Source organism: Streptomyces bluensis (assembly GCF_014650715.1).
GTDB classification, from domain to species: Bacteria; Actinomycetota; Actinomycetes; order Streptomycetales; family Streptomycetaceae; genus Streptomyces; species Streptomyces bluensis.
This window is the reverse complement of sequence record NZ_BMVM01000010.1, coordinates 1-22935: the sequence shown is the minus strand read 5'-3', so window position 1 is coordinate 22935 and position 22935 is coordinate 1. Positions and strand designations below refer to the sequence as shown.

Sequence of the window (22935 nt, the reverse complement as noted above, 5' to 3'; positions counted from 1 at the left end):
CGCCCGGCGTGCATGCGAGACGCGGTCGCGCCCGTCCGCCTCGGTCCACTTCTCGCCCCAGTTCAAGCGCAAACTCGCTGGGCCCCCGCCTTTCCGGGCTGCCCGCTCGCTTCTTCCCCGTGCTGGAGCGAGCCGAGTCAAGGGTGGCCCGCAGGGCCATCGCCGAAGGCGACGCGGAGCGACAGCGGAGCGCCCTTTACTCGGGTCGCGGAAGCACGACACTGGCCAAGAAGCGGGCGGCCCCCACGGTGCCTGTCGGCTCCGGCCCACCAGAGGCGAGCTCCGTCGGACTGCCGCGGGCGGCGACTCGCCCGCGACAGGCCGGGGCTCCGCGTGGTGGGGTCAGAACTGGTTCTCGCCGCCGTTGACGTGCAAGGTGGTGCCGAGCATGAAGCTGCTGTCCGCGGAGGCGAGGAAGGCCACGGCGGCGGCGACCTCCTCCGGGCGCCCCCTCCGGCCGATCGGCACTCCCGCCGCGAGTTCCGCCTTGACGGCGGCCGCGTTCTCCTCGCCGATGGCGATGTCGACTCCCGGGGTGTCGATCGCGCCCGGCGCGACCGTGTTGACCCGGATGCCCCTGCCCTTCAACTCGTTGGCCCAGGTGCGCGCGAGGGACCGGACCGCGGCCTTCGACGCCGCGTACAGGCCGAAGTTCTCCCGGCCGTCGTCGGCGCGGATGGAGTCGTTGAAGATCACCGAGGCGCCGTCGTTGAGCAGCGGCAGCGCCTTCTGCACGGTGAGCAGTGTGCCCCGGACGTTGATGCCGAAGATCTGGTCGAACTGTTCCCCGGTGGCCTGCGCCAGTGGTGCGAGCGTGGCCCCACCCGCGTTGGCGAAGAGCACGTCCAGGCCCCGCCCTCGGTCACGGATCGCGTCGTACAGCCGGTCCAGGTCAGCCGGCTCCGATATGTCGCCCGGCACCGCCGTGACTGCTGAACCGATCGACTCGACGGCCCTGTCGAGCGCGTCCTTGCGTCGGCCGGTGATGAACACATGGGCGCCGTCGGACGCCAGTCGCGCGGCGGTGGCCAGGCCGATTCCTGTGCTCCCGCCGGTGACGACGGCGGTCTTGCCTTCCAGCTGTCCCATTGCTTGAACCTCCGAGACTTAGATACCGATCGGTGCAGAAAGAACCGTAGCACTTCTGCACCGATCGGTATCGAGCCGATAGGATGGGGCCGTGGAGAACACCCGGAAAGCGCCGATCGGCCGGCCGAGAGGCTTCGACGCCGACGAGGCCCTGGAGCGGGCGATGTTGGTCTTCTGGGAGCAGGGCTACGAAGGCGCCAGCCTGACCGACCTGACCAGTGCCATGGGCATCACCCGCAAGAGCATGTACGCGGCCTTCGGCAACAAGGAGGAGTTGTTCCGCAAGGCCCTGGAGCGCTACACCGAAGGCCCCGCCGCCTATGCGGCCCGCGCGCTGGAGAAGCCGAGCGCCCGGGAGGTGGCCACAGCGTTCCTCGCCGGCTCCGTCAGCACGACGACCCGCCCCGACTGCCCCGCCGGATGCCTGGGTGTGCAGGGCTCGCTGGCCTCCGGCGACTCCGGACGGGTCGCCCAGGACGCCCTGATCGCCTGGCGCGACGACGCCCGCGCCCGCCTCCGCCACCGGTTCCAGCGGGCTGTCGACGAGGGTGATCTGCCTCCGGGCGCGGACCCGGAACTGCTCGCCCGATACCTCATGACCGTGGCAAACGGCATCGCCGTCCAGGCTGCCGGCGGCGCCACCCGCTCCGAACTCCAGCAGGTTGCCGACGCGTCGCTGCGAAACTGGCCACCCGTCTGAGAGCAGTGCCTGCGGGAGCGTCTCGCGCCAGGGTGGGTACGGACATGCCTCGGCCGCGGCGGCTCCCCCTCCGCGCCGCCGCGGCCGATCCCCGTTGGGATGAAGGTCTTTACTTGCCGTCCAGCTTCAGGGCGGGCGGGGCCGGCATGGGGTTGTCCATCGTGGTGACGTTCGGCTTCGGCGTGGGCATCGGGTTGTCGAGCGTGGTGACGTCCGGATCCGCCGTCGGCTTCGGCGTGGGCATCGGGTTGTCGAGCGTGGTGATGTTCTCGTCCGCGGTCTGGACGTCCCCCTGGGCGGTCTCCACGTCCTTCTTCTTGTCCGTCATGCGCTTGACTTCCTCTGCTGTGGTGACGAGTGAGGAACGCCCGTCCAGAAGCTCCCCCGAGGGCCGCTGGACGGGCGTTCGGAGCCGCACCTTAACTGGTCGGGCTCCTGATCAGACCGCCTGCCCCCCGACGCGACGGTGTGACAGATAAGAGAGTGCCAGGTGGAGATAAACGAATGCTGAACGTCCGCAACCGACTGCCGGGAGTGGCGTCGTTCACGCCGCCTTGGCGGGCGTCAGCAGCGCACGCACCACGTCGGCCTCCTCGGCCCCGTTCTGTTCGTAAAGGCTCAGCGCGTCACGCCAGCAGGCCCTGGCCCGGTCCACCTGACCCAGTACGGACAGCGCACGTCCCAGGAGCGTCAGGACGTTACCCCGCATCCGGTCGCCGCCGATGCAGCCGAGGGCGAGGGCCTGCTCGGCGTGCTGGGCTGCCTGCGGGGGGCGACGGGCGGCCAGGTGCACCTCGGCGATACGGAAGTGGGTCGTGCCCTCCCAGAGCCGTTGCCGGTGGTCGCTGAGGATGCCCAGGGCTTCGGAGAACTGACCGAGCGCCTCTGTGTGCCGGTCGGCCCGGTTCAGAGCAATGCCCACGGCGTAGTGGCTGTTGGCGAGGCGCACCGTGCGCCCGAACTCGGCGTGGATGGCGACACCACGCTTGGCGAACTCGACCGCCTTCGCGATGCTCCCCATGCCCAGGTGGGCACGCGAGAGGTTGCACAGACTGGTCGCCTCGAAAGGCCGGTTGCCGGCCGCCCGCAGACCCGCGATCGCCTGGTCGAAGAAGGGCTTGGCGTCCGCGTACCGGCCCTGGTGCAGGCAGATGAGGCCCCGGTTGTTGGCCCCCCAACTGGCGGCGGTCGTGTCCTGCGCCGAGTCCGCCAGCTCCATGGCGAGCCGCGCCTCCTCCTCCGCCTGCTCGATGCGGCCGGACACCAGGAGGACGTCGGTGAGGACCGTCCGTGCCCTGCCCTCCGCCCGGGCGTCCCCGGACGCCCGCGTGGCCTCGCACATCGCCCGTGCGGTTGTCTCGTACTGGTGGGAGTTGGCGCCCGACTCGGTGAGGTCCTTGGACGCCCACAGCAGATCCACCGCCCGCCGCAGCCGCTCCGTCCCCGCCGACTGCCGTACGCAGGCCAGCAGGGGCGCGGCCTCGCTGTACAGCCAGTCCAGGGCCGCGGAACCGACGGTGAACCGCAGCCCCCCGTACTCCGTCCCCTCCAGGTCGTCCACCAGCCGATCCCCCGGCCGTTCGATCGCGTACACCCCGGCCGCCGTAGCCAGATAGAAGTCCAGCAACCGCGACAACGCCGCATCCCGCTCACCCGGAGGCTGCTCGTCCCGCTCCGCGCAGGCACGCGCGTAGAGGCGCACCAGATCGTGGAAGCGGTAGCGCCCCGGCGCCGCCGACTCCACCAGGGAGGTGTCGACCAGGGACTCCAGCAAGTCCTCGGTCTCGCTCACCGGCAGGTCCAGTACGGCCGCGGCCGCCGCCAGCGAGATGTCCGGGCCGTCGGCCAGGCCGAGCAGCCGGAAGGCGCGGGCCTGCGGTGGCTCCAGCGCCCCGTACCCCAGCTCGAACGTCGCCTTCACCGCCAGGTCCCCGGCCTGGAGCTCGTCCAGCCTGCGCCGCTCGTCCGCCAGCTTCGCCGCGAGCACCGAGACCGTCCAGGTGCGGCGCGCCGCCAGGCGGGACGCGGCGATGCGGATCGCCAGCGGGAGGAAACCACACGCCGCGACCACGTCCAGGGCCGCCTCCCGCTCCGAGGCCACCCGCTCCTCGCCCACGATCTTCGTAAACAGTTGCAGGGCCTCTTCGGGGGACATCACGTCCAGGTCGACCAGCTGCGCCCCGGCCAGGTCCACCATCCGTACCCGGGAGGTCACCAGCGCCGCGCAGCCCTCCGTGCCGGGCAGCAGGGGCCGTACCTGGGCCGCGTCCCGGGCGTTGTCCAGGAGGACGAGGACGCGGCGGCCGTCCAGGACCGAGCGGTACAGGGCCGCCCGCTCCTCCAGGGAGTCCGGGATGGCCTCGTCGGCGGTGCCCAGGGCGCGCAGGAAGGCGCCCAGGACTGTTTCGGGTTCCGCGGCCCGTGTGCCCGCTCCCTGGAGGTCCACGTACAGCTGTCCGTCGGGGAAGGCTCCCCGCGCCTGGTGGGCGACATGGACCGCCAGCGTCGTCTTGCCCACGCCACCTATGCCCGCCAGCGCGGACACGGCCATGACGCGGCCCTCGGCCGCCGATGCCGACGCGAGGACCTCGCTCAGTTCGGAGACGAAGGAGGTCCGGCCGGTGAAGTCCGGGACGGTGGCGGGGAGTTGGGCCGGGCGGACGGGGGCGGCGGCGGGCTCCGGGGTCAGCGGGGCCGAGGGTTCCGCCAGGGCGGGGTCCGCCTGGAGGATGCGTTGCTGGAGTTCCTTCAGCCCGGGGCGCGGGTCCACGCCCAGCTCGTCCGCCAGTAGTCGCCGGGTGTCCGCGTACACGGCGAGGGCCTCGGCCTGGCGCCCGCTGCGGTACAGGGCCAGCATGAGCAGTTCGCGCAGGCGTTCCCGGAGGGGGTGTGCCGCGGTCAGGGCCGTGAGCTCCGAGACCGCCCCCGCGTGGTAGCCCTGTTCGAGGTCCATGTCCATGCGGGTCTCGACGAGTTGGAGGCGCCACTCGTCCAGCCGTGCCCGCTGGGTCTCCGCGTACGGGCCCGGGACGCTCGCCAGGACCTCGCCGTCCCACAGGCTCAGCGCCTTGTTCAGCAGCGCGCGGGCGTGGCAGAGGTCTCCGGTCGCCCTCGCCTTCTCCGCGTCGGCCGCCAGCTCCTGGGCCAGGGACAGGTCGAGGGAACCGCTCATGTCGGAGGAACCGGAGGACCCGGTGTGCTGGTCGGCGAGGCGGATGGCGTAGCCGCCCGACTCGCTGATCAGTACGCCGGGGGAGAGGACCTTGCGCAGACGTGAGGCGTAGGTGCGGACGGCGGCCAGGGCCTGGGACGGCGGGTCGTCGCCCCACAGCGCGTCGATCAGCTCGCCCGCCGTGGCCGTACGGCCCTCGCGCAGCAGCAGGGCAGCCAGCAGGGCGCGCTGCTGTGGCGAACCGGTGGGCAGGGGCTGCGCACCGCGCCAGGCGCGCACCGGGCCGAGCACGCTGAAGCGCAGCGCCGCGGACGCCTCGGCAGCGGGTTGCCGTGCGTCCTCAGGGCCGCGCTGCTCAGGTGCTCGCGGTACAACGTCGTCCATCGCTGCCCCCTGGTCTCCTGACACCTAGGCCAGTTTGCCTTGTTCATGGCGGATGCGTCAGCCATGGGGGGCACTGATCACAGGCCGTCACACGGGACGGCACAACGTTTACACACCCTCTCCTCGTGCGGTCGTACGTGATCCGGTCACGTCCAGGACGGGGTTCGGCCATGCGGCACGGTAGCTGACGCATCGTCAGATCAGCGCTACCGTGCCCCGTATGGACACCATGGGCACCCCCTTCCCGAAGATCATCTCCGTCGACGACCACACGGTGGAGCCCCCGAACGTCTGGCAGGACCGCCTGCCGAGGAAGTACCGGGACATCGGCCCCCGTATAGTCCGCGCGCCCCTGAGGGAAATGACCTTCCTGGGCGGGAAGTTCGCCCCGGTCATGGGCGCCCCCGGCGACGACGGCCCCGTCGGCGACTGGTGGGTGTACGAGGACCTGCACCGGCCCCTCACCCGCCTCGACACCGCCGTCGGGTTCGACCGGGACGAGATCAGGCTGGAGGTCATCACCTACGAGCAGATGCGCCCCGGCTCGTACGACGTCAAGCAGCGCCTCGCCGACATGGACGTCAACCACGTGCAGTCGGCCGTGTGCTTCCCCACCTTCCCCCGCTTCTGCGGCCAGACCTTCACCGAGGCGCAGGACCGCGAACTGGGGTTGCTCGGGGTCCGGGCCTACAACGACTGGATGGTGGAGGAATGGTGTGGGCCCGACGCCCAGGGCCGCCTCGTCCCGCTCACCCTCATCCCCCTCTGGGACGCCGAACTGGCCGCCGCCGAGGTCCGCCGCAACGCCGCACGCGGGGTGCGCGCCGTCGCGTTCTCCGAGATCCCGCCGCATCTCGGCCTGCCCTCCGTGCACACCGAGGACTGGGACCCCTTCCTCGCCGCCTGCGACGAGACCGGCACCGTGATCGCCATGCACATCGGTTCGAGCAGCAAGATGCCGTCGACATCCGCCGACGCGCCGCCCGCCGTCGGCTCCACCATCACCTTCGCCAACTGCTGCTTCTCGATGGTCGACTGGCTGATGAGCGGCAAGTTCGAACGCTTCCCGAACCTGAAGGTCATGTACGCCGAGGGCCAGATCGGCTGGATTCCGTACATCCTGGAGCGCGCGGACGTCGTCTGGGAGGAGAACCGCGGCTGGGGCGGTGTCGCCGACAAGGTGCACCGGCCGCCGTCCGAGCTGTTCGCCGAGCACGTGTACGGCTGTTTCTTCGACGACGCCTTCGGGCTGCGCAACCTGGACTCCATCGGGGTCGGCAACGTGCTGTACGAGACCGACTACCCCCACTCCGACTCCACCTGGCCCGAGTCCCGCCAGGTCGGCGAGTCCCAGATGGGCCACCTGGACCCGGACGTGGTCGACCGGATCGTCCGGCGCAACGCCATCGACCTGCTGGGGCTGACGGACGACGGTCTGTGGCCCGGACCGGGGGGCGGTACCTCGTGAGCGCCCCGAAACAGCGGCGGCCCTGTCGTAAACCCCTGCTGTACGGGATGCAGCTTCCCGTCCAGTCCCAGTCCACCCTCTACGCCGAGCCGTGGGAGGCCGGCGCCGGGCCGGACGACCTGGCCGAGATCGCCCGCACCGCCGACCGCTGCGGCTTCGCGTACCTCGCGAGCTGCGACCACGTCGCCATCCCGCGCCGCCTCGCGGCCGCGATGAGCACCGTCTGGTACGACCCGGTCGCCACGCTCGCCTTCCTCGCCGCGGTCACCGAGCGCGTACGGCTGCTCAGCCATGTCGCGGTCGTCGGGCTCCGGCACCCCCTCCTCACCGCCAAGCAGTACGCGACCCTCGACCACCTCTCCGGAGGGCGGCTGATCCTCGGCGTCGGCGCCGGGCACGTACGGGAGGAGTTCGAGGTGCTGGGCGTCGACTTCGCCGCCCGGGGTGCCCTCCTGGACGAGTGCGTCGACGCGCTCCGGGCCGCCCTCGGCCCGGAGGAGTTCCCGGCCCACCACGGGAAGGCGTACGACTTCGAGGGGCTCGGCCAGCGCCCGCGGCCCGCCCAGCGCCATGTGCCCGTCTGGGTGGGGGGTTCCTCACCGGCCGCCGTGCGACGGGCCGCCGTACGCGGGGACGGCTGGCTCCCGCAGGGCGACCCGCGCGACCGGCTGCCGGGGCAGATAGCCAGGCTCCGGGACCTGCGCGAGCAGGCGGGGGCCGAGGGCCCGTTCACCGTCGGCGCCATCACCGAACCCCTGTACGTGGGGGCGCCGGGCTGGGACGTCGGGCGGCGCACCCTCACGGGCACCCCCGACGTGCTCGCCGAGTCGCTGCGGGCCTACCGGGCGATGGGCGTGGACCAGATCCAGGTGCGGTTCCGCAGCCGCGGCCTCGGCGAACTCATCGACCAGATGACCGCGTTCGGTGCCGAGGTGGCGCCCCTGCTCGGCCCGTGACCCGGTTCGTACCCCGATCTGTCATCCGATCCGTAAGGAGTGGCCATGGGCAAGCTGGACGGCCGTGTCGTCCTCGTCACCGGCGCGGCACGCGGCCAGGGGGAGCAGGAGGCCCGCCTGTTCGCGGCGGAAGGCGCGAAGGTCGTCGTGGCCGACGTGCTCGATGACAAGGGTGAGGCGCTCGCGAAGGAGCTGGGTGCGGGTGCGCTGTACGTGCACCTCGATGTGCGTCGTGAGGACGACTGGCGGGCCGCCGTGGCCGTCGCCAAGGGCGCGTACGGGCGGATCGACGGGCTCGTCAACAACGCCGGCATCCTGCGCTTCAACAAGCTGGTCAACACACCCCTGGAGGAGTTCCAGCAGGTCGTGCAGGTGAACCAGGTGGGGGTGTTCCTGGGCATCAGGACCCTCGCTCCGGAGATCGCGGCGGCGGGCGGCGGCACGATCGTCAACACCGCCTCGTACACGGGAGTGACCGGCATGGCGTACGTGGGCGCCTACAGCGCGACCAAGCACGCGATCGTCGGGCTGACGAGGGTGGCGGCGCTGGAGCTGGCCGGGAAGGGGATACGGGTCAACGCCGTCTGTCCGGGCGCCATCGACACCGCCATGACCAATCCGGCGCAGCTCGACCCGGACGCCGACCCCGAGAAGGCGGCGAAGGCCCTCGATGAGTACTACCGCAAGCTCGTGCCGCTCGGGCGGGTCGGAAAGCCCGAGGAGGTGGCCCGGCTCGCGCTCTTCCTCACCTGCGACGACTCCTCCTACATCACCGGGCAGCCGTTCGTGATCGACGGGGGCTGGCTGGCCGGCGTCAGTGTCGTCTGACACCCCGTCAGCTATTGACGGTGCGTGCGTGCGGTGCCACAGTCGGCGGCATACTGCTGAACCTGACGATGTGTCAGGAAACGGGAAGCTGAACTGGGGACGGTGAATCTCCTTGGAATTCGGGGTCTTTGTACAGGGATACGTGGGCAAGCGGGCCGAGACCGACCCGCTCGCGGAGCACAAGGCGCTGATGGAGGAGACCGAGTACGTCATCCAGGCGGACAAGTCCGGCTTCAAGTACGCCTGGGCGTCCGAACACCACTTCCTGGAGGAGTACTCCCACCTCTCCGCCAACGACGTCTTCCTGGGGTATCTGGCGCACGCCACCGAGCGCATCCACCTCGGCTCCGGCATCTTCAATCCCCTCGCCCAGGTCAACCACCCGGTGAAGGTCGCCGAGAAGGTGGCCATGCTGGACCACCTCAGTGAGAACCGTTTCGAGTTCGGCAGCGGGCGGGGCGCGGGCAGTCACGAGATCCTCGGCTTCATCCCCGGCGTCACCGACATGAACTACACCAAGGAGATCTGGGAAGAGACCATCGCCGAGTTCCCGAAGATGTGGCTCCAGGAGGAGTACACCGGGTTCCAGGGCAAGCACTGGTCGCTCCCGCCGCGCAAGGTGCTGCCGAAGCCGTACGGGAAGGCGCACCCGGCGATGTGGTACGCGGCCGGCTCCCCGCCCTCGTACGCCATGGCCGCCCGCAAGGGCCTGGGCGTGCTCGGCTTCAGCGTGCAGAAGGTCTCCGACATGGAGTGGGTGCTGGAGCAGTACAAGACGGCGATCGTGGACGCCGAACCGATCGGCGCCTTCGTCAACGACAACGTCATGGTGACGTCGACCGCGATCTGCGCGCCGACGCACGCGGAGGCGGTGCGGATCGCCGCCGGCGGGGGGCTGCACTATCTGCCCTCGCTCGTCTTCCGGTACCACGACACGTTCCCGCGGCCCGAGGGCTTCCCGGTGTGGCCCGAGACGCTGCCCGAGTACACCGAGGAGATCATCGAACTGCTGATCGCCGAGGAGCTGTTGATCTGCGGTGATCCGGACGAGGTGCTCACGCAGTGCAAGCGGTGGGAGCAGGCCGGGGCGGATCAGTTGAGCTTCGGGCTGCCGGTGGGGATCTCGCGGGAGGACACGTTGCAGACGATCAGGTTGGTCGGGGAGCACGTGATTCCGAAGATCGATACGGATCCGGTTCATCGGACGTCGCGGTTCCGGGGGGCTGCCTGAGGTTGGTTGGCGGCTGCGGGTTGGTTGTGGTTGCTCGCGCCCACGCGGCGGAGCCGCATATCGATACAGTCCCGCGCCCCTTTCAGGGGCGTGCACGCACCGCACTTTGATCAGGCGCCCGAGGAGGTATGTGCGTCATGCTCGACCACGTCATCAAAGGTGCGACCGTTGTCGACGGCACCGGCGCTCCCGCGTACACCGCCGACGTGGGGATACGCGACGGGCGGATCGCCGTCGTCGGGTCCGTCACCGAGGAGTCCCGCACGGTCGAGGACGCGAGCGGTCTCGTCCTCGCCCCCGGCTTCGTCGACCCGCACACGCACTACGACGCCCAGCTGTTCTGGGACCCGTACGCCACCCCCTCCCTGAACCACGGGGTGACCACGGTCGCGGGCGGGAACTGCGGATTCACGCTCGCCCCGCTCAACCCCTCCCGCCCCGAGGACGCCGACTACACCCGTCGCATGATGTCCAAGGTCGAGGGCATGTCGCTGGTCGCCCTGGAGGAGGGCGCGCCCTGGAGCTGGCACACCTTCGGGGACTACCTGGACGCCCTGGAGGGCCGTATCGCCGTCAACGCGGGCTTCATGGTGGGGCACTGTGCGCTGCGGCGGTACGTCATGGGTCCGGACGCGGTGGGTGGGCAGCCGTCGGCGGAGCAACTCGACGCGATGGTACGGCTGTTGGGCGAGGCGATGGAGGCGGGCGCCTGGGGGCTGTCCACCACCCAGTCGCGCTCGCACTCCGACGGCGACGGGAAGCCGGTCGCGTCGCGGCATGCGAAGCCCGCCGAGCTGCTGGCGCTCTCGCGGGCCGTCGGTGAGTACGAGGGCACCCAGATCGAGGCGATCGTGGCGGGCTGCCTGGACCAGTTCAGCGACGAGGAGATCGACCTCTTCGTGGAGATGACCTCGGCCGCCGGCCGCCCCCTGAACTGGAACGTGCTGACGATCGACGCGGCGGTCCCCGAGCGCGTACCGCGGCAGCTCCTCGCCAGCGAGCGCGCCCGCAAGGCCGGCGGCCGGATCGTCGCGCTGACCATGCCGATCCTCACGCCCATGAACATGTCGCTGGGCACGTTCTGCGCGCTGAACCTGATCCCGGGATGGGGGCCGATCCTGAGTCTGCCCGTCCCGGAGAGGATCGCCAGGCTGCGCGACCCAGAGGTGCGGGCCGAGATGCTGAAGGGCGCCCACTCCAAGGAGGCGGGTGTCCTGCGGCGGCTGACCAACTTCGGGCGGTACGTCATCGGGGACACCTACAGCGCGGCCAACGAGGGCCTGACCGGCCGTGTCGTACGGGACATCGCGGCCGAACGCGGCCAGGAACCCTTCGAGTGCCTGGTGGAGATCTGTGCGGCGGACGACCTCCGTACGGTCCTGTGGCCCATGCCCACCGACAACGACCCCGACTCCTGGGCCCTGCGCTCCGAGACCTGGCGGCACGAGGACGTCATGCTGGGCGGCTCGGACGCGGGCGCGCACCTGGACCGCATGTGCGGCGCCCCGTACACCACGCGCTTCATCGGTGACTGTCTGCGCGGGCGGAAGCTGGTGCCGCTGGAGCAGGCGGTGAAGATGCTGACGGACGACCCGGCGCAGCTGTTCGGTCTGCGGGAGCGGGGCCGGGTGGAGGAGGGCTTCCATGCGGACCTGGTCCTCTTCGACCCGGAGCGTATCGACGCCGGCAAGGCCACCCTGGTGCACGACCTGCCGGGAGACAGCCCGCGGCTGGACTCCAAGGCCATCGGTGTACGGGCGGTCTGGGTCAACGGCGTCGAGGCGATCCGGGACGACGTGGTGACGGGTGCCGTACCGGGCAGGGTGTTGCGCTCCGGGCGGGACACGCGGACGGTGAGTACGAGGTGAGTTCCGCGGGGGCGTCCCCATCGTCCGGGCCGCAGCGGCTGTTCATCGGCGGCGCGTGGGTCGAGCCGGACGGCGGGCACTACGAGGTGATCGACCCGGCGACCGAGGGGGTCGTCGGGTGGGCGCCGGAGGCGTCGCGGGATCAGGTGCACGAGGCCGCCGCCGCGGCCCGCGAGGCGTTCGGGCCGTGGTCGCGCACGTCCCCCGAGGAGCGGGCGGTGATCCTGGCCCGTACGGCGGAGCAGATCCAGCGCCACCTCGTGCCGTACGCCGGACTCGCGCAGGCCGAGAGCGGTGCGACGACCGGGACGGCGCGGGCGATGCAGGTGGCGGTGGGCGCCTCCCGCTTCCGGCGGTACGCGAAAGGCGCGCTGGAACCCGTCGAACAGCCCCTGCCGCCGCAGATCAACGAGGCGGGCCCCCTGGGCAAGGCCGCCGTGACGGGCGCCCTGGCGATACGTCAGCCCGTAGGCGTCGTCACCTGCATCACTTCCTACAACAACCCGTGGGCGAACCCGGCCGGCAAGATCGCCCCCGCGCTGGCCATGGGCAACACGGTGGTCGTGAAGCCCGCCCCCCAGGACCCGCTGTCCGTCTACCGTCTGGCCGAGGCCCTCCAGGAGGCGGGCGCCCCGCCGGGCGTCGTGAACGTGGTCAGCGGCTCCGGTGCGGAGGTGGGTGAGGCGGCCGTCGACTCGCCCGACGTCGACATGGTGAGCTTCACCGGCTCGACGGCCGTCGGACAGCGCATCGCCGAGGTGTGCGGGCGGGGCATGAAACGGCAGCTGATGGAGCTGGGCGGGAAGGGCGCGGCCGTCGTCTTCGACGACGCGGACCTCGGCTCGGCGGTGGCGGGCATCGGCACGACGTTCTCGTTCTACAGCGGCCAGATCTGCACGGCCCCCACGCGGGTGCTCGCCCAGCGCGGGGTGTACGACGCGCTGGTCGCGCACCTCGCGGCGTACGCGGGCCGGTTGCCGGTGGGCGACCCGCGCGACCCGGGCACGATCGTCGGCCCGGTGATCTCGGCCGCCCACCGGGACCGCGTGGAGTCGTACGTCGAACTGGGCCGCAAGGAGGGCGCGAGGGTGGTCGCGGGCGGCGAACGCCCGCCCCTGGACCACGGCTTCTACGTGGCCCCCACCCTCCTCGCGGACTGCACCCCGGACATGCGGGTGGTCCGCGAGGAGATCTTCGGCCCGGTCGTGGTGGTCCTCCCCTTCGAGGACGAGGAGGAGGCCGTGGCCCTGGCCAACGACTCCGACTACGGCCTCATCGACTACGTCTGGTCCGGCGACGTGGCCCGCGCCTTCCGGGTCGCACGGCGCCTGCGGGCCGGCGGAGTGGGCGTGAACACGGTCGGCCGCAATATGGAGGCCCCGTTCGGCGGCTTCAAGAAGAGCGGGGTGGGGCGGGACGTGGGCTCGTACGCGCTGCACGCGTACAGCGAGGTGCAGGCGGTGGTGTGGCCGGGGTGAGGCTGCGGTGGGGCCGGGCCCTCATCGCACGCGGCCGGGCGTTCGCCGCAGTACGAGCGTGACGAAGCCGAGGGTGCGGCGGTAGCCGTGCAGCCAGCCGGAGCGGTGCTCGGCGGCGGCCCTGAGCGCCTCGCCGCTGTCCGGGTCGTCGGGATGGTCGAGGGCCCAGCGGGAGAGGGACCCGGTCCACGACCACTCGTACTCGTCCCACTCCTCGGTGGTGCTGATGTGCCCGTACACGGGCGTCCACCCGTCCGCGACGATCCTGTCGACGGTCGTCCCGAGGTCGGTGTAGTCGTCGGCCTCGAACCCGGCGTCGAGCGTGCCCTGACGGGGCTCACGCTCCCAGAAGGCGTCGCCGATCAGGGCCGTACCGCCCGGGGCGAGATGGCGCCGGACCGCTTCGAGGGTGGGCAGGAGACCACCGAAGGCATGCGCCGCGCCGACACAGAGCACCACGTCGAACGGCTCCTCGGCGACGAACGCGCGGGCGTCCTGGGCGTACAGGGTGACCCGGTCACCGAACCCGCGCGCGGCGATCCCGTCGCGGGCCCTGGCGACGGTGCCGGCGTCCAGATCGACCCCGTGGGCCCTGACCCCAGGCCGCCCCTCCACGGCCCGTACCAGCCAGGCCGCTTCCCCGCACCCGAGATCGAGTATCCGCACGTCCCGGTCTCGTACGTCCCTGTCTCGCTCGGCTCCGTCCGGCACGGCCCCGTCCGGCTCGGTCCCGTCCCGCAGGGCGCGATCGAGGAGGCGGGCCACGGAGGTGTCGCTCAGGGGCGCGGCGATGGGGTGGTCGGCGTGGGCGAGGGCGCTGATGCGTCGGCGATCCATGGGCGGATCATGGCGGGCGCGTGGCGGGCGTGTCTGCCGAATTTCCGCCCGTTCAGGACACCCCGTTGCTCCAGGAGCCGCACTCTCGCACGGTGCCGTTCAGGATCTGGCAGGCGCGAACCCGCACCGGTGTCTCCTCGCCGAGGTTGCCCGTCGCCCAGTCGGAGCACTGTGCGCCGGTCCCGTTCGCGCGGCGGTCGATGGTGTTGTCACGGCCGATGTCGAGCTGGGCCTGGACGCCGTAGCCGTCCCCGGGCACCTGGTCGCAGGCCCTGATCGCGTCGCCCGGGTAGTCGGGCCTGCTGGGGTCGGGGATGTCATAGGGGTCGGCCTGGAAGTAGGCCGCGCCCAGGCGGGCGCCGTTGGGGCCGTACACGTACGCCGTCGCGTTCGACGACGCGTGCGCCGAGCCGGCCAGCCCGAGCACCAGACCGCCTGCCGCGACGGCGGCGAGCGCGCCGCGGGCGAACCTCGAAGTTGCCTTGTTCATGTCCCCTCCGTGGTCATCCTCTGTTCCCCTGCTGGGCATCAGGATGTGCGACAGCGCGGCCCGATTGTTGACTGAGAGACCACAGTCGTTTGACGATCCGTGCACGCGGTGAGAAGGGACGGAACCTCATCCCTTGAGAGGACAGGCCAGTTCAGGTCTCGAACGGTTCGGGGAACACGTCACCACCGAGAGGGACAGAAACGAGGGTCGTTCGAGGTAGAAGCCCAGCGTCACATCAGTTCCGGACTCCAGCCGCTCCGCAGCAGAGTTGACGAGAACGGCGAGCCGGACGATGTCCCGCTGTGCCTCGGAGGCGAACCGGGGCGCGTACTCGGTCAACCGGTCCCCGACCCACGCCGCCGCTTCCTTCGCTTCATGCCACGTGCCTCGAATCAGGGAATGCGGCTTGATGAGCCAGTAGGCCGTTTCCAGTGGAGGCAGGTCAGCGGTGGGGAACTCCGCCGCCACCTCGCGGTAACGCTGGATCAGTTCCGGTTTGCTTCCGGCCGGGGGCGGGTCGGGATGTGGGGGCCGCCGTAGGGCCTCGTTGTCGAAACGCTCTTTCGGGCCCGTCCACAGGTAGCCGTGATGGTGCACCGCTGGTTCCCGTTCGGTGTCGGTCCTGGTGTCGAAAGACCGGCCGGTCCCGATCCACGCAGGTGCACGGGCCGGGACCGGCGGGTGGGGGGAGGGGGATCAGACGGACAGACCGAACCGCGCCGGATCGATACCGGCCGCGTCCAGCTCCTCCGTGGTGAACCGCAGCGGCTCGGCGTCCGGCCGCTTGCTGTCCCCGAGGGCCCAGGCGTCGTCGGCGATCCGGGCCAGGGTCACACACCCCTCGGTACAAGGGCCGCCACACGCCTTCACGAACGAGGCCCTGTCGATGTCGAGTGCGTACAGGTCGGTTCCGTTCAGCATCACTGCACCTCCAGCTCAACTGATCGCGGTCATGGCTGACCGCCGCCGCCCATACAGGGCGGGAGTCTCGTGGGAGGGCGGAGACGAAGGCGCCTGATGCCCGGAGCTACGACCCGGCTTCTTGAGCAGCGGCTGTGAGGCTCCGTACCTCGGCCGCGATACGAAGCGCTTCCGCTATCTGCTCGATGTGCTCAGCGTGGATCATTCCCAGGTACACGAGGGGCGTCCCCCGGTGAGTGACCGTCGGCCGCAGGCGCTGCTGTACGCGCTCGGGAATGCCGAGAGCGGCCAGCGCTTCACGCAGTGCGTTCGTGGCGTCGTCCGCCCGGCTACGGCTGTTCCGCCACGTTTGCATGTCCATCAGTGGCCCTCCGCCTGGTGCTCGCGAAGCTCCACGTTGCAGTCGGACACGGAGCTGTAGTCACCGGTGGAACGCGCATTCCGTCTGGCGTTGACGAGTGACAGGCACGTGGCGCAGCCCGGCACGGCGGATGGCTCGCGCGGCAGTTCGGTCAGGGGAGTATCTCTTGAGGTCAGGTCCCCTGATTCCGCGGTTTTTCGTTCGCTCTCCATGACCTCATCTTCGCGCCTCAACACGGCCTTGTGGAGTGCTAGTTGCGATGACGCATAAACCCGTCTGCGACTTCCTCCAGAAATGCGGAAGCGTTCATCGCCAGTGAGAGCGTGCGACCAGAAGAGATCGAACAAATTGAGGTGCTGGGTTATGTCCCTGGGGTCGCGCAACACCACTTCCCCGGAGAACAGTTCAATGGTCACAAGGCGGTCGTCATAGACGACAAAGATGTTCATGGGAGTGCCGGGAATCTGTACACCCTGGTGGACTATTCCAATCTCGACGTTGGGCTTCCTGTTGACCTCGGCCATATGGGCGCACTGCGCCGCCATGGCCTCAGTACTGGCACGCTGCCACCTGACGGCCTGCTCGGTCATCAGGAACCAGAAGGAACGTGACCTGTCGTCCAAGATGGCCTGACGGTCCATACGAGCCTGGACAGCCCGTGCAACATCCCTGGCCGGGTCACTGGCCACCGTCGGTGAAAGCGTCTCGACGGCGTACTCGCGAACATGCAGGAGCCCGGTGGGGACGGCAGGCAGGAAGTGCCGCATCACCCGCGACGAAGACTCAAGTGCCTGTAGTTCGGCTTGCTTGTGGTGGAGGCCGACACGCGCGTGGGTGCGCCAAGACGCATAGTCAACATTCGCCCTTCGGGCCAAACTGAGCAGCTCTTCGGCAACCTCGTCAGGCACAGCTAGCGCTTTGAGGATGCGTTCGACGTCAATAACTGTCGGCAGTGCTCTTCCTGTTTCAATGCGGCTGATCTTCGTTTGGCTCATGTTGCAGCGAAGCGCCAGACGTTCGCCGCTGAGGCCGGAAGCGCGACGGAGACCCCGAAGAGCCTCCGCCAAGTCCTTCCGATCCCGGGCTCGCGTTTCAGGTTCGATAGGCACTGAACGGCACGGCGCTCTCTAGTGCGATATCCCGCCAGGCGAGATACTTACCGATGTCCGGCCCCTGGATCAGCTCTCGATTGATCTGAGTTCCATTGGGGCGGTAGTTGAGGTGAACGACGGTTGTTTCGTCGAAGAGCCAGAAATCTTGCTCAGGCAGTCCGGGGTTCGGTCGGTCGGTCAAATCAACGATTTGGTAGTCCTCTCCAGCCGCAACATTTCCAGGAATGCACCACTCGAAGAGATAGCGGCTGTAGGGCGTGAGCGGCCTACGGGTGATCTTGGCGCGGGTCATGGTTCGTCCCGCTGCCGCGTGAACCCGGATGGTCTCGTGCCACGGCGCGTTGAAGTCCTCCGGCTTCGGCTCCCCTGCGAGGAACGCGCGGACTGCCTCCGCCTCTCCGGGCATGGTGTACGTCTGGTGCACTTCCAGCCGGAACGCGGAGTGCTTGAAGGTGCGGAAGTACGCTTGCCACTCCTCCCCGTCCAGATAAACGGGGCTAGAGCCATCCTCGGGCACGGGCGGCCTCCTTCAGGATTTCTTCCGGGATGAGTACGACCGACTCACCGGTCGGCGTCGGGTGGGCCACGTCGTAGCCCTGGATGGCCAGCATGCCGGGTTCCGGCGTCGTGTACACGGTTGGGCAGTCGCCGTTCCCGCACTTGTCATCGCCGTCGCTCCTGCACGGCCCACCAGCGATGATCCGTAGTTCGTCCACTGAGCCCCCTTCGGTCTGTGGTGGTGAGCAAGCTACGGACCGTGTTACCTCAGTTACAAGGGCGGCCCGCCGTCTAGTCACGTAGTCGCATAGAACGGTGGGCGTGAGTCACGGGCAGATGCACTCTGAGCTGCACTGTATGGAGGGTTGGTCACGTGGCCGGCGCATGACCGACAGCATTCCGGAACGGCAGAAACGGCAAGTGAGCATGGCCAAACCCCAAGAGGTGGCGGACTGCTGGCGGTTGAACAGAGGTTGGACCTCCGCACCGCAGGAACGGCACCATGCGCGGATGTCCTCGGCGGACGGTGAGGCCTTCGCGGTGGCTGTCCGGGACGCCTTGGAGCGGGTCACCCACACGCCGCAGCGAGCTGCTGGTGCCACCCGCACGCCGCAGCGAGCTGCTTACCTTCCAGCCCGGCGTCCCGGCACAACTCGCGGAGACGATCCGCAAGAGCCTGCCGGGCCGCCTGGACGCTGGACGATGATGAAACTGCCATGGATCAGGCGGGCTTGTACTCCTCATGGGGGATGGCCCGTTCCCAAACGGCCTCGAACGCGTCAGCGCACAGCTTCACCACGCGCGCCTCATCGAAGTCTTCCGGGCCCGCCGATGCCCCTTCGCCGGTGAAGTGGTTGAACTTCCCGTACATTCCGTCGAAGACCCAGAAGTCGTTACCGGGCAGGGCAATGTCAGAGGCGTGTCGCCGGGGCAGCCAGCGCACCTGTTCGCCCCCAGCGACGTTCACCGGGCGGGTCACGTCGTACTCGAACCGGCAATAGTCCGACAGCGGTTCGCTGACGATCCGTGCGCGACGCACAACCACCCCGCGCACTGTCGCTTGCTTCATGAGCTTCGTCCATGCCTGATACTCAGCGGCGGCATCGGCGAATCGCCCTTGCTGCCAGGCGATGAACCCCGGATCGTCCCGCATGTAGCCGTCCCTCATCTCCAGGTGGACAGCGCTCCTCTTAACGCTGGCCCACTCTTCCTCAAGCGACTTCCCTGACACTGCTCGACTCACCCTCGCTTTCGGGCCGGGGGATGTACTGCAACCCGACTTTCGGGAGCCGGATGATCGTCTCGTGGTCCGGAACGTCCGTCCCGTGACCGGGGATCGAGCCGATCTCCTGGCACGCTTTCACCTCAGCATTCGTGGCCTTGTACGACTGGATCAGCAGGTCACCGCTGTCCTCGTCCAGTCAGATCGTCGGGGACTCGTTACCTGGCGTTGTTGGGGATGATCCCAAGGAAAGGGGCAGTGCCGGGCGCTACGAGGTGTCTGGGGTACGTCAGCCGAGGCTCGGGCTCGCTTTCAGAGTATTGAGGAGGGCGCCGAAGGCGGTGGGTGTTGCTGAGAGCACGGCCTGGGTGGGGTCGGCGCTCTCGGTGAGGTGGACGCTTGTGCGGGTGGCGGATATGTGGACGCAGGATTCGCCCTGCCCGCAGTAGGACGACTTCTGCCAGGTGTGGGTCGGCATTGGTACCCCTTTACAGGTCGCGGATGAGGTCGTGAATGAAGTCGCGAGACTTGGACGGCTTCAGGGCCACGTGCTCCATGCGGTTCAAGAGGATGCGGTACATCTCCAACTGGGCGGCAGCGTCCAGGAGTACAGGCCCGTGTGACTGGTCCAGCGAGATCGTGTCGAGCTGAGGAACGAGGCCGTACGCGTAGAGGATGTTCTGCCCTGCTCCCGGGTACGCGCCGATGGCAAACGGGATCACCTGGATGGTGATGTGTTCACGTTCGCTCTGCTCCACAAGATGTTCCAACTGGCGCCTGGCGACGGAGACACCGCCGACCGGCACGCGGAGGGCCGCCTCGTGGATGATCGCGCGGTACGGGATCGAGGCCTCTCCGTCCAGCAGCGCCTGGCGCCGAAGACGATGGCTCACCCGGTGCTCGATGTCCGCTCGTGAGAACTCGGGGACGACCTGCCGGAAGATCTCACGGGCATGGTCCGTGGTCTGAAGCAGTCCAGGAACGTGTGCTGTGTTCGCCGACCACAGCATGGTGGCGTGGTGCTCCAGCTCGGCGATGTTGATGAGGGCGGGAGGGAGGACGTCTCGGAACGTTTCCCACCAGCCGCGAGTCTTGTCCTCCGTGATATCGACCAGGGCTTCAACGAAGGCCTGGTCCGAGCACGCGTAGGCACGGGCCATCGCGCGGAGGCGGTCAGGGCTGACGCCGAACCTGGCCGACTCGATGTTGCTGAGTTGACCCTGGCTGACCCCGAGGGTGCGTGCTGCCTCGGTCGCGGTCATGCCCGATCGTTCCCTCATTTTGCGCAGTTCCACGGCGAGCCGAAGGCGGCGTGCCGAGGCGACGGGCTTCGGGGCCATGTGAACTCCTTTCGCCCCAGACCGAGTTGGGTTGTCACTCACAGGAGGGAAGTCTGTCGAAGTATTCGGGGAATTGGCAAAAGTTATTTGTGAGCGCCCTATCTTTGTACTCAGGCGCCCCGCCCAGAAGTGCCCCGCTCGACGGAGCGACGCGGTCACTGGGCAACCCCTGCACGCAGACAACGCAGACCAACCGTCCAACTCCCCTCTGTAACCGGAGACTTTCATGGCAACCGTATCCCCACCCTGGAACTACACCCTGCACCTTCCCCGAGACGTCAGAGCTCCCGGCGTCGCCCGAGGAACGCTCAGGCTCGTCCTGGCCGCACACGGAATGACCGAACTCGCGCCCACGGCCGAGCTGTTGGCCACCGGGCTGCTCACCAACGCCCACGCTCACACCGAGGGGCCGTACGCCCTGCGGATCCGGTCCGTGGAGCCCGACCGGCTCGTGGTCGCGGTGTGGGACGCCGATCCGACCGTCCCGGACGCCTTCAAGGAGGGTGCCTCGGTCGCCGTACCGGAACAAGACGCCGAACACGGTCGCGGGCTGCACCTCGTACGGGCGTGTGCGGACTCGTTGGGGGTGTCCGCCGGGTGGGAGTGGGGTGCTTCCAAGGGCGGGAAGCTGTTGTGGGCCCAGTGCGGGGCGGCGCGGATCGTGGGGGACGGCGTGCGGTGCCCGTCGTGGACGCCCGGCACCATGCTGGGAGGTGGAGCGATGCCCGTTCACCAGGGGCAGGCCATGAGCGCACAGCGTGGGCGCGGCTGGGGAGCCATGCCCTCCCGGAGATCCGGACCGTGGACGACCTGCGTAGCGTGCTCAGCCGGTACGGGTTCCCCGGCGACCGGGAGCGCTTCGAGGAGGAACTGGCGGCGGCCATAGGGACCTCCCCGACGGACGACTTCGAGCGTGCCGCCGCCGTGGTCAGGGCTTGTCGCCACCGGGTCCGGATCAGGAACTCGCCGGAGATCATGGCAGCCCTCGAAGAGGCCCGCTCCGGGGGTGGCGGCGGATGAGTGAGGTCCCGCTGGAGGAGGCCGAGCCCGCCAGGAAGGCGTACGGCGACCTCACGGAGGGGGAGCGGGCAGTGGTCCGGGACGCCTCGGCGGTCATCGCACGCGGCCCGGCGGGCCGCGACACCTCTCGCTGGGTAGCTCCTCCTCAGTCCTCCAGATCCCCACGCACCGTCAGCAGATCCGTCCTCACCAGCCGCACCACGGCGCTGTTGGAGCGGGGCAGGGTGCGCAGGACCTGTCCCCGTGCTCCCAGACCACCCAACTCCTGCGGGTGCGGGTGCAAGCCGAAGATCGCGATCAACTCCGGATATCCGTCGACACCGGCCCTGTGGCCAACGCCACATGACCGCTCCATCATGCGGCACTGCTCCACGTGATCGGCGAACCGCACGACACGGTCTGGGCGACACGGCACGGCCCTCGCGGCCTGCAATAAAACACCCCTGCGTGCCCCCGACGGCGTCCCCGTCCGGTGCCATGAAGACCACGCCCTGTACGTGCCCGGCCGTTGTCTCGGGCTGCCGACGGACGACTGAGGCATGAGTGAAGGTTGTGGATTTCCTTTGACAATTGTGGAGTGATGGGTGAGGCTCCGTTGAGTTGCTCACGCTAAGACTTGTCAAGTGTGTGGCGCTTTGTGGCAGACGGCCTGACCCGCCGTCCGGTAACACCCGGTCAACGCGTGCCCGACCTCTTTGCGGCATGCCTGATCGTTGAATGTTCATTCATGGGGGGAGTTCGTTTATGGTGCGGCGCGGCATGCCCTGGCGGCCGACGGCTGTGACTCTTGCGGCGTTGGCCGCGGCGACGGGCCTGAGCACCGGTCCGATGGCCGGTGTTTCGCAGGCGGCGCCTGGTGATGGGACGGGCTCCCTGGTCGAGGATTTCGCTTACCCGGATCGGGACAAGCTGTTGGCCGAGAAGGGCCTGAAGCTCATCTCCGGTGACGGGAACATCATGCTGGCCGACTGCGCCTCAGGGGCTGGTGACCTGTTGCGGATCAACAGTCGTAGCAGCGGCGATGTGTGTTTCGCGGTCTCCGGGCCGGTGGGCTATCTGGCTCTGGAGATCGAGAAGGCCTACCTGGCGAAGTCCGATTCCCGGGACGGCGTTACGGCGACGGTGCGCACGGAGGATCCCAGGACCAACGAGAGCAAGGTCGAGGAGATCGAGCTTGAGCCCGGGACCTGGAAGTCGGTGGGGGAGGGGCTCGATCCCGCTCTCACGTCCACGGTGCTGGAGCTCAGCGTCGGTGAGGGCAAGCCCGCGGTGGTGACCGGCGACTCGGCCCGTCCGTGGCTGGCCCGTGTCGTCGTGGGCAGGCCCGGTCAGGTGGAGGGCCGGGGGTGCAGTGGTGCCCTGGTCGACAGGACCTGGGTACTGACCGCGGCCAGTTGCTTCTCCGACGACCCGGCCAAGCCCGTGCCGGCGGGTGAGCCGACGCGCGAGGCCACGGCTGTCTTCGCGGGCAAGGCCCCGGTGAGGATCAACTACCTGGTGCCGCGTGATGACCGTGACGTGGTGCTGGCCCGGTTGGCCGCTCCGCTCACCGACGTCGCCCCCGCCACCCTCGCCGGAGGGGCGGCCGCCGATGGAGCGGCGCTGGTCGCCGCCGGATACGGTCGTACCGACAAGGCATGGGTGCCCACCGGCCCTCACCACAGCAACGTCACCCAGAGCAGCACCAGCGCGACGAGCGTAACGCTGACGGGCGGCCGGATCTGCAAGGGCGACGCGGGCGGTCCGGTCCTCGACGCGAACGGCCGTATCACGGCGGTGCAGAGCCTCGCTGACCACACCGGCTGCCTGGGCCAGTCCGGACAGGGCGACAGTGCCACCGCGGCCCGCACCGACAACATCGCCGCGTGGCTGGACAGCAGTACCTTCACCGGTAAGGCCGACTTCGGTCTGGATGAGGGGGTCGGGTCGCGGCGGGTGCTGGGGGGTGCGGCGCAGGAGT

24 protein-coding genes are annotated in these 22935 nt (G+C 69.3%); 9 read left to right on the top strand and 15 right to left on the bottom strand.

Going from position 1 to position 22935, the window contains the following annotated elements:
• Positions 1-342 precede the first annotated feature (342 nt).
• Complete coding sequence (locus tag IE262_RS23515; RefSeq protein ID WP_134033825.1) at positions 343-1089, bottom strand: SDR family NAD(P)-dependent oxidoreductase; 747 nt, start codon at positions 1087-1089, stop codon at positions 343-345.
• A gap of 91 nt (positions 1090-1180) precedes the next feature.
• Here IE262_RS23515 and IE262_RS23510 point away from each other — a divergent pair, with 91 nt between their 5' ends.
• Positions 1181-1789, top strand: coding sequence for a TetR/AcrR family transcriptional regulator (locus IE262_RS23510; RefSeq protein ID WP_189876292.1), 609 nt, complete (start codon positions 1181-1183; stop codon positions 1787-1789).
• Between the two features lie 109 nt (positions 1790-1898).
• Here the strand turns inward: IE262_RS23510 and IE262_RS23505 are convergent, their stop codons facing one another.
• Complete coding sequence (locus IE262_RS23505) at positions 1899-2117, bottom strand: hypothetical protein (RefSeq protein WP_134033833.1); 219 nt, start codon at positions 2115-2117, stop codon at positions 1899-1901.
• A gap of 216 nt (positions 2118-2333) precedes the next feature.
• Positions 2334-5345, bottom strand: a complete 3012-nt coding sequence (afsR, locus tag IE262_RS23500; protein WP_189876290.1) for an SARP-family global regulator AfsR — start codon at positions 5343-5345, stop codon at positions 2334-2336.
• Between the two features lie 220 nt (positions 5346-5565).
• On the opposite strand from afsR, the gene IE262_RS23495 reads away from it, so the two are divergent.
• The 6 genes from IE262_RS23495 to IE262_RS23470 all read left to right on the top strand — a co-directional run bounded on the left by IE262_RS23495 (position 5566) and on the right by IE262_RS23470 (position 13174).
• Positions 5566-6813, top strand: a complete 1248-nt coding sequence (locus IE262_RS23495; protein ID WP_189876288.1) for an amidohydrolase family protein — start codon at positions 5566-5568, stop codon at positions 6811-6813.
• A 47-nt stretch (positions 6814-6860) separates the two neighbouring features.
• Entirely contained in the window at positions 6861-7769 is a 909-nt protein-coding gene (locus IE262_RS23490; protein WP_134033841.1) for an LLM class F420-dependent oxidoreductase, read from the top strand.
• Positions 7770-7814: 45 nt separating this feature from the next.
• Complete coding sequence (locus tag IE262_RS23485; RefSeq protein WP_134033844.1) at positions 7815-8597, top strand: SDR family NAD(P)-dependent oxidoreductase; 783 nt, start codon at positions 7815-7817, stop codon at positions 8595-8597.
• Between the two features lie 112 nt (positions 8598-8709).
• Positions 8710-9828: an LLM class flavin-dependent oxidoreductase gene (locus IE262_RS23480; RefSeq protein WP_134033847.1), complete on the top strand. Its 1119-nt coding sequence runs from the start codon at positions 8710-8712 to the stop codon at positions 9826-9828.
• A gap of 137 nt (positions 9829-9965) precedes the next feature.
• Positions 9966-11696 (top strand): N-acyl-D-amino-acid deacylase family protein, encoded by a 1731-nt coding sequence (locus IE262_RS23475; protein WP_134033850.1) that lies wholly within the window; start codon positions 9966-9968, stop codon positions 11694-11696.
• The gene (locus IE262_RS23470; protein ID WP_189876286.1) at positions 11693-13174 is read left to right on the top strand and encodes an aldehyde dehydrogenase family protein; all 1482 of its coding nucleotides are present in this window, start codon (positions 11693-11695) and stop codon (positions 13172-13174) included. The genes IE262_RS23475 and IE262_RS23470 overlap by 4 nt, the downstream gene beginning before the upstream one ends.
• A 21-nt stretch (positions 13175-13195) precedes the next feature.
• Here IE262_RS23470 and IE262_RS23465 read toward each other — a convergent pair whose 3' ends face one another.
• The 11 genes from IE262_RS23465 to IE262_RS23415 all read right to left on the bottom strand — a co-directional run bounded on the left by IE262_RS23465 (position 13196) and on the right by IE262_RS23415 (position 19955).
• Positions 13196-14011 (bottom strand): SAM-dependent methyltransferase, encoded by an 816-nt coding sequence (locus IE262_RS23465; protein ID WP_189876284.1) that lies wholly within the window; start codon positions 14009-14011, stop codon positions 13196-13198.
• Between the two features lie 52 nt (positions 14012-14063).
• Positions 14064-14501: a hypothetical protein gene (locus IE262_RS23460; RefSeq protein ID WP_189876282.1), complete on the bottom strand. Its 438-nt coding sequence runs from the start codon at positions 14499-14501 to the stop codon at positions 14064-14066.
• 126 nt (positions 14502-14627) lie between these two features.
• On the bottom strand, positions 14628-15098 hold the full coding sequence (locus tag IE262_RS23455; protein WP_189876280.1) for a hypothetical protein: 471 nt from the start codon (positions 15096-15098) through the stop codon (positions 14628-14630).
• A gap of 99 nt (positions 15099-15197) precedes the next feature.
• Entirely contained in the window at positions 15198-15422 is a 225-nt protein-coding gene (locus tag IE262_RS23450; protein WP_189876278.1) for a DUF397 domain-containing protein, read from the bottom strand.
• Positions 15423-15528: 106 nt separating this feature from the next.
• Positions 15529-15783, bottom strand: a complete 255-nt coding sequence (locus tag IE262_RS23445) for a hypothetical protein (RefSeq protein WP_189876276.1) — start codon at positions 15781-15783, stop codon at positions 15529-15531.
• Positions 15783-16892 carry a helix-turn-helix domain-containing protein gene (locus IE262_RS23440; protein ID WP_229877421.1) on the bottom strand — a complete coding sequence of 370 codons (1110 nt, stop codon included), beginning with the start codon at positions 16890-16892 and terminating at the stop codon, positions 15783-15785. The genes IE262_RS23445 and IE262_RS23440 overlap by 1 nt, the downstream gene beginning before the upstream one ends.
• Positions 16876-17412: a DUF6879 family protein gene (locus IE262_RS23435; protein ID WP_134033876.1), complete on the bottom strand. Its 537-nt coding sequence runs from the start codon at positions 17410-17412 to the stop codon at positions 16876-16878. Before IE262_RS23435 ends, IE262_RS23440 begins: the two co-directional genes overlap by 17 nt.
• A complete protein-coding gene (locus tag IE262_RS23430) occupies positions 17393-17530 on the bottom strand; it encodes a hypothetical protein (protein WP_229877420.1) in 138 nt (45 codons plus the stop codon). The genes IE262_RS23435 and IE262_RS23430 overlap by 20 nt, the downstream gene beginning before the upstream one ends.
• 584 nt (positions 17531-18114) lie before the next feature.
• A complete protein-coding gene (locus IE262_RS23425; protein WP_189876274.1) occupies positions 18115-18624 on the bottom strand; it encodes a DUF6879 family protein in 510 nt (169 codons plus the stop codon).
• 280 nt (positions 18625-18904) lie between these two features.
• Positions 18905-19093 (bottom strand): DUF397 domain-containing protein, encoded by a 189-nt coding sequence (locus IE262_RS23420; protein WP_189876272.1) that lies wholly within the window; start codon positions 19091-19093, stop codon positions 18905-18907.
• A 10-nt stretch (positions 19094-19103) separates the two neighbouring features.
• The gene (locus IE262_RS23415; RefSeq protein WP_189876270.1) at positions 19104-19955 is read right to left on the bottom strand and encodes a helix-turn-helix domain-containing protein; all 852 of its coding nucleotides are present in this window, start codon (positions 19953-19955) and stop codon (positions 19104-19106) included.
• A gap of 226 nt (positions 19956-20181) precedes the next feature.
• Here IE262_RS23415 and IE262_RS39585 point away from each other — a divergent pair, with 226 nt between their 5' ends.
• Positions 20182-20841, top strand: a complete 660-nt coding sequence (locus IE262_RS39585; RefSeq protein ID WP_229877418.1) for an ATP-binding protein — start codon at positions 20182-20184, stop codon at positions 20839-20841.
• A gap of 279 nt (positions 20842-21120) precedes the next feature.
• Here the strand turns inward: IE262_RS39585 and IE262_RS23405 are convergent, their stop codons facing one another.
• Positions 21121-21276 (bottom strand): hypothetical protein, encoded by a 156-nt coding sequence (locus IE262_RS23405; RefSeq protein WP_189876268.1) that lies wholly within the window; start codon positions 21274-21276, stop codon positions 21121-21123.
• A gap of 494 nt (positions 21277-21770) precedes the next feature.
• On the opposite strand from IE262_RS23405, the gene IE262_RS23400 reads away from it, so the two are divergent.
• Positions 21771-22935, top strand: a 1165-nt coding sequence (locus tag IE262_RS23400; protein WP_189876265.1) for a trypsin-like serine protease, incomplete at its 3' end; no start/stop codon positions are given.

Bases quoted from the DNA above. Each gene is read 5' to 3' on its own strand.
- IE262_RS23515 (WP_134033825.1), bottom strand. From the start codon at position 1,089: ATGGGACAGCTGGAAGGCAAGACCGCCGTCGTCACCGGCGGGAGCACA.
- IE262_RS23505 (WP_134033833.1), bottom strand. From the start codon at position 2,117: ATGACGGACAAGAAGAAGGACGTGGAGACCGCCCAGGGGGACGTCCAG.
- afsR (WP_189876290.1), bottom strand. From the start codon at position 5,345: ATGGACGACGTTGTACCGCGAGCACCTGAGCAGCGCGGCCCTGAGGAC.
- IE262_RS23495 (WP_189876288.1), top strand. From the start codon at position 5,566: ATGGACACCATGGGCACCCCCTTCCCGAAGATCATCTCCGTCGACGAC.
- IE262_RS23490 (WP_134033841.1), top strand. From the start codon at position 6,861: ATGCAGCTTCCCGTCCAGTCCCAGTCCACCCTCTACGCCGAGCCGTGG.
- IE262_RS23485 (WP_134033844.1), top strand. From the start codon at position 7,815: ATGGGCAAGCTGGACGGCCGTGTCGTCCTCGTCACCGGCGCGGCACGC.
- IE262_RS23475 (WP_134033850.1), top strand. From the start codon at position 9,966: ATGCTCGACCACGTCATCAAAGGTGCGACCGTTGTCGACGGCACCGGC.
- IE262_RS23465 (WP_189876284.1), bottom strand. From the start codon at position 14,011: ATGGATCGCCGACGCATCAGCGCCCTCGCCCACGCCGACCACCCCATC.
- IE262_RS23460 (WP_189876282.1), bottom strand. From the start codon at position 14,501: ATGAACAAGGCAACTTCGAGGTTCGCCCGCGGCGCGCTCGCCGCCGTC.
- IE262_RS23450 (WP_189876278.1), bottom strand. From the start codon at position 15,422: ATGCTGAACGGAACCGACCTGTACGCACTCGACATCGACAGGGCCTCG.
- IE262_RS23445 (WP_189876276.1), bottom strand. From the start codon at position 15,783: ATGGACATGCAAACGTGGCGGAACAGCCGTAGCCGGGCGGACGACGCC.
- IE262_RS23420 (WP_189876272.1), bottom strand. From the start codon at position 19,093: ATGCCGACCCACACCTGGCAGAAGTCGTCCTACTGCGGGCAGGGCGAA.
- IE262_RS23415 (WP_189876270.1), bottom strand. From the start codon at position 19,955: ATGGCCCCGAAGCCCGTCGCCTCGGCACGCCGCCTTCGGCTCGCCGTG.
- IE262_RS39585 (WP_229877418.1), top strand. From the start codon at position 20,182: ATGGCAACCGTATCCCCACCCTGGAACTACACCCTGCACCTTCCCCGA.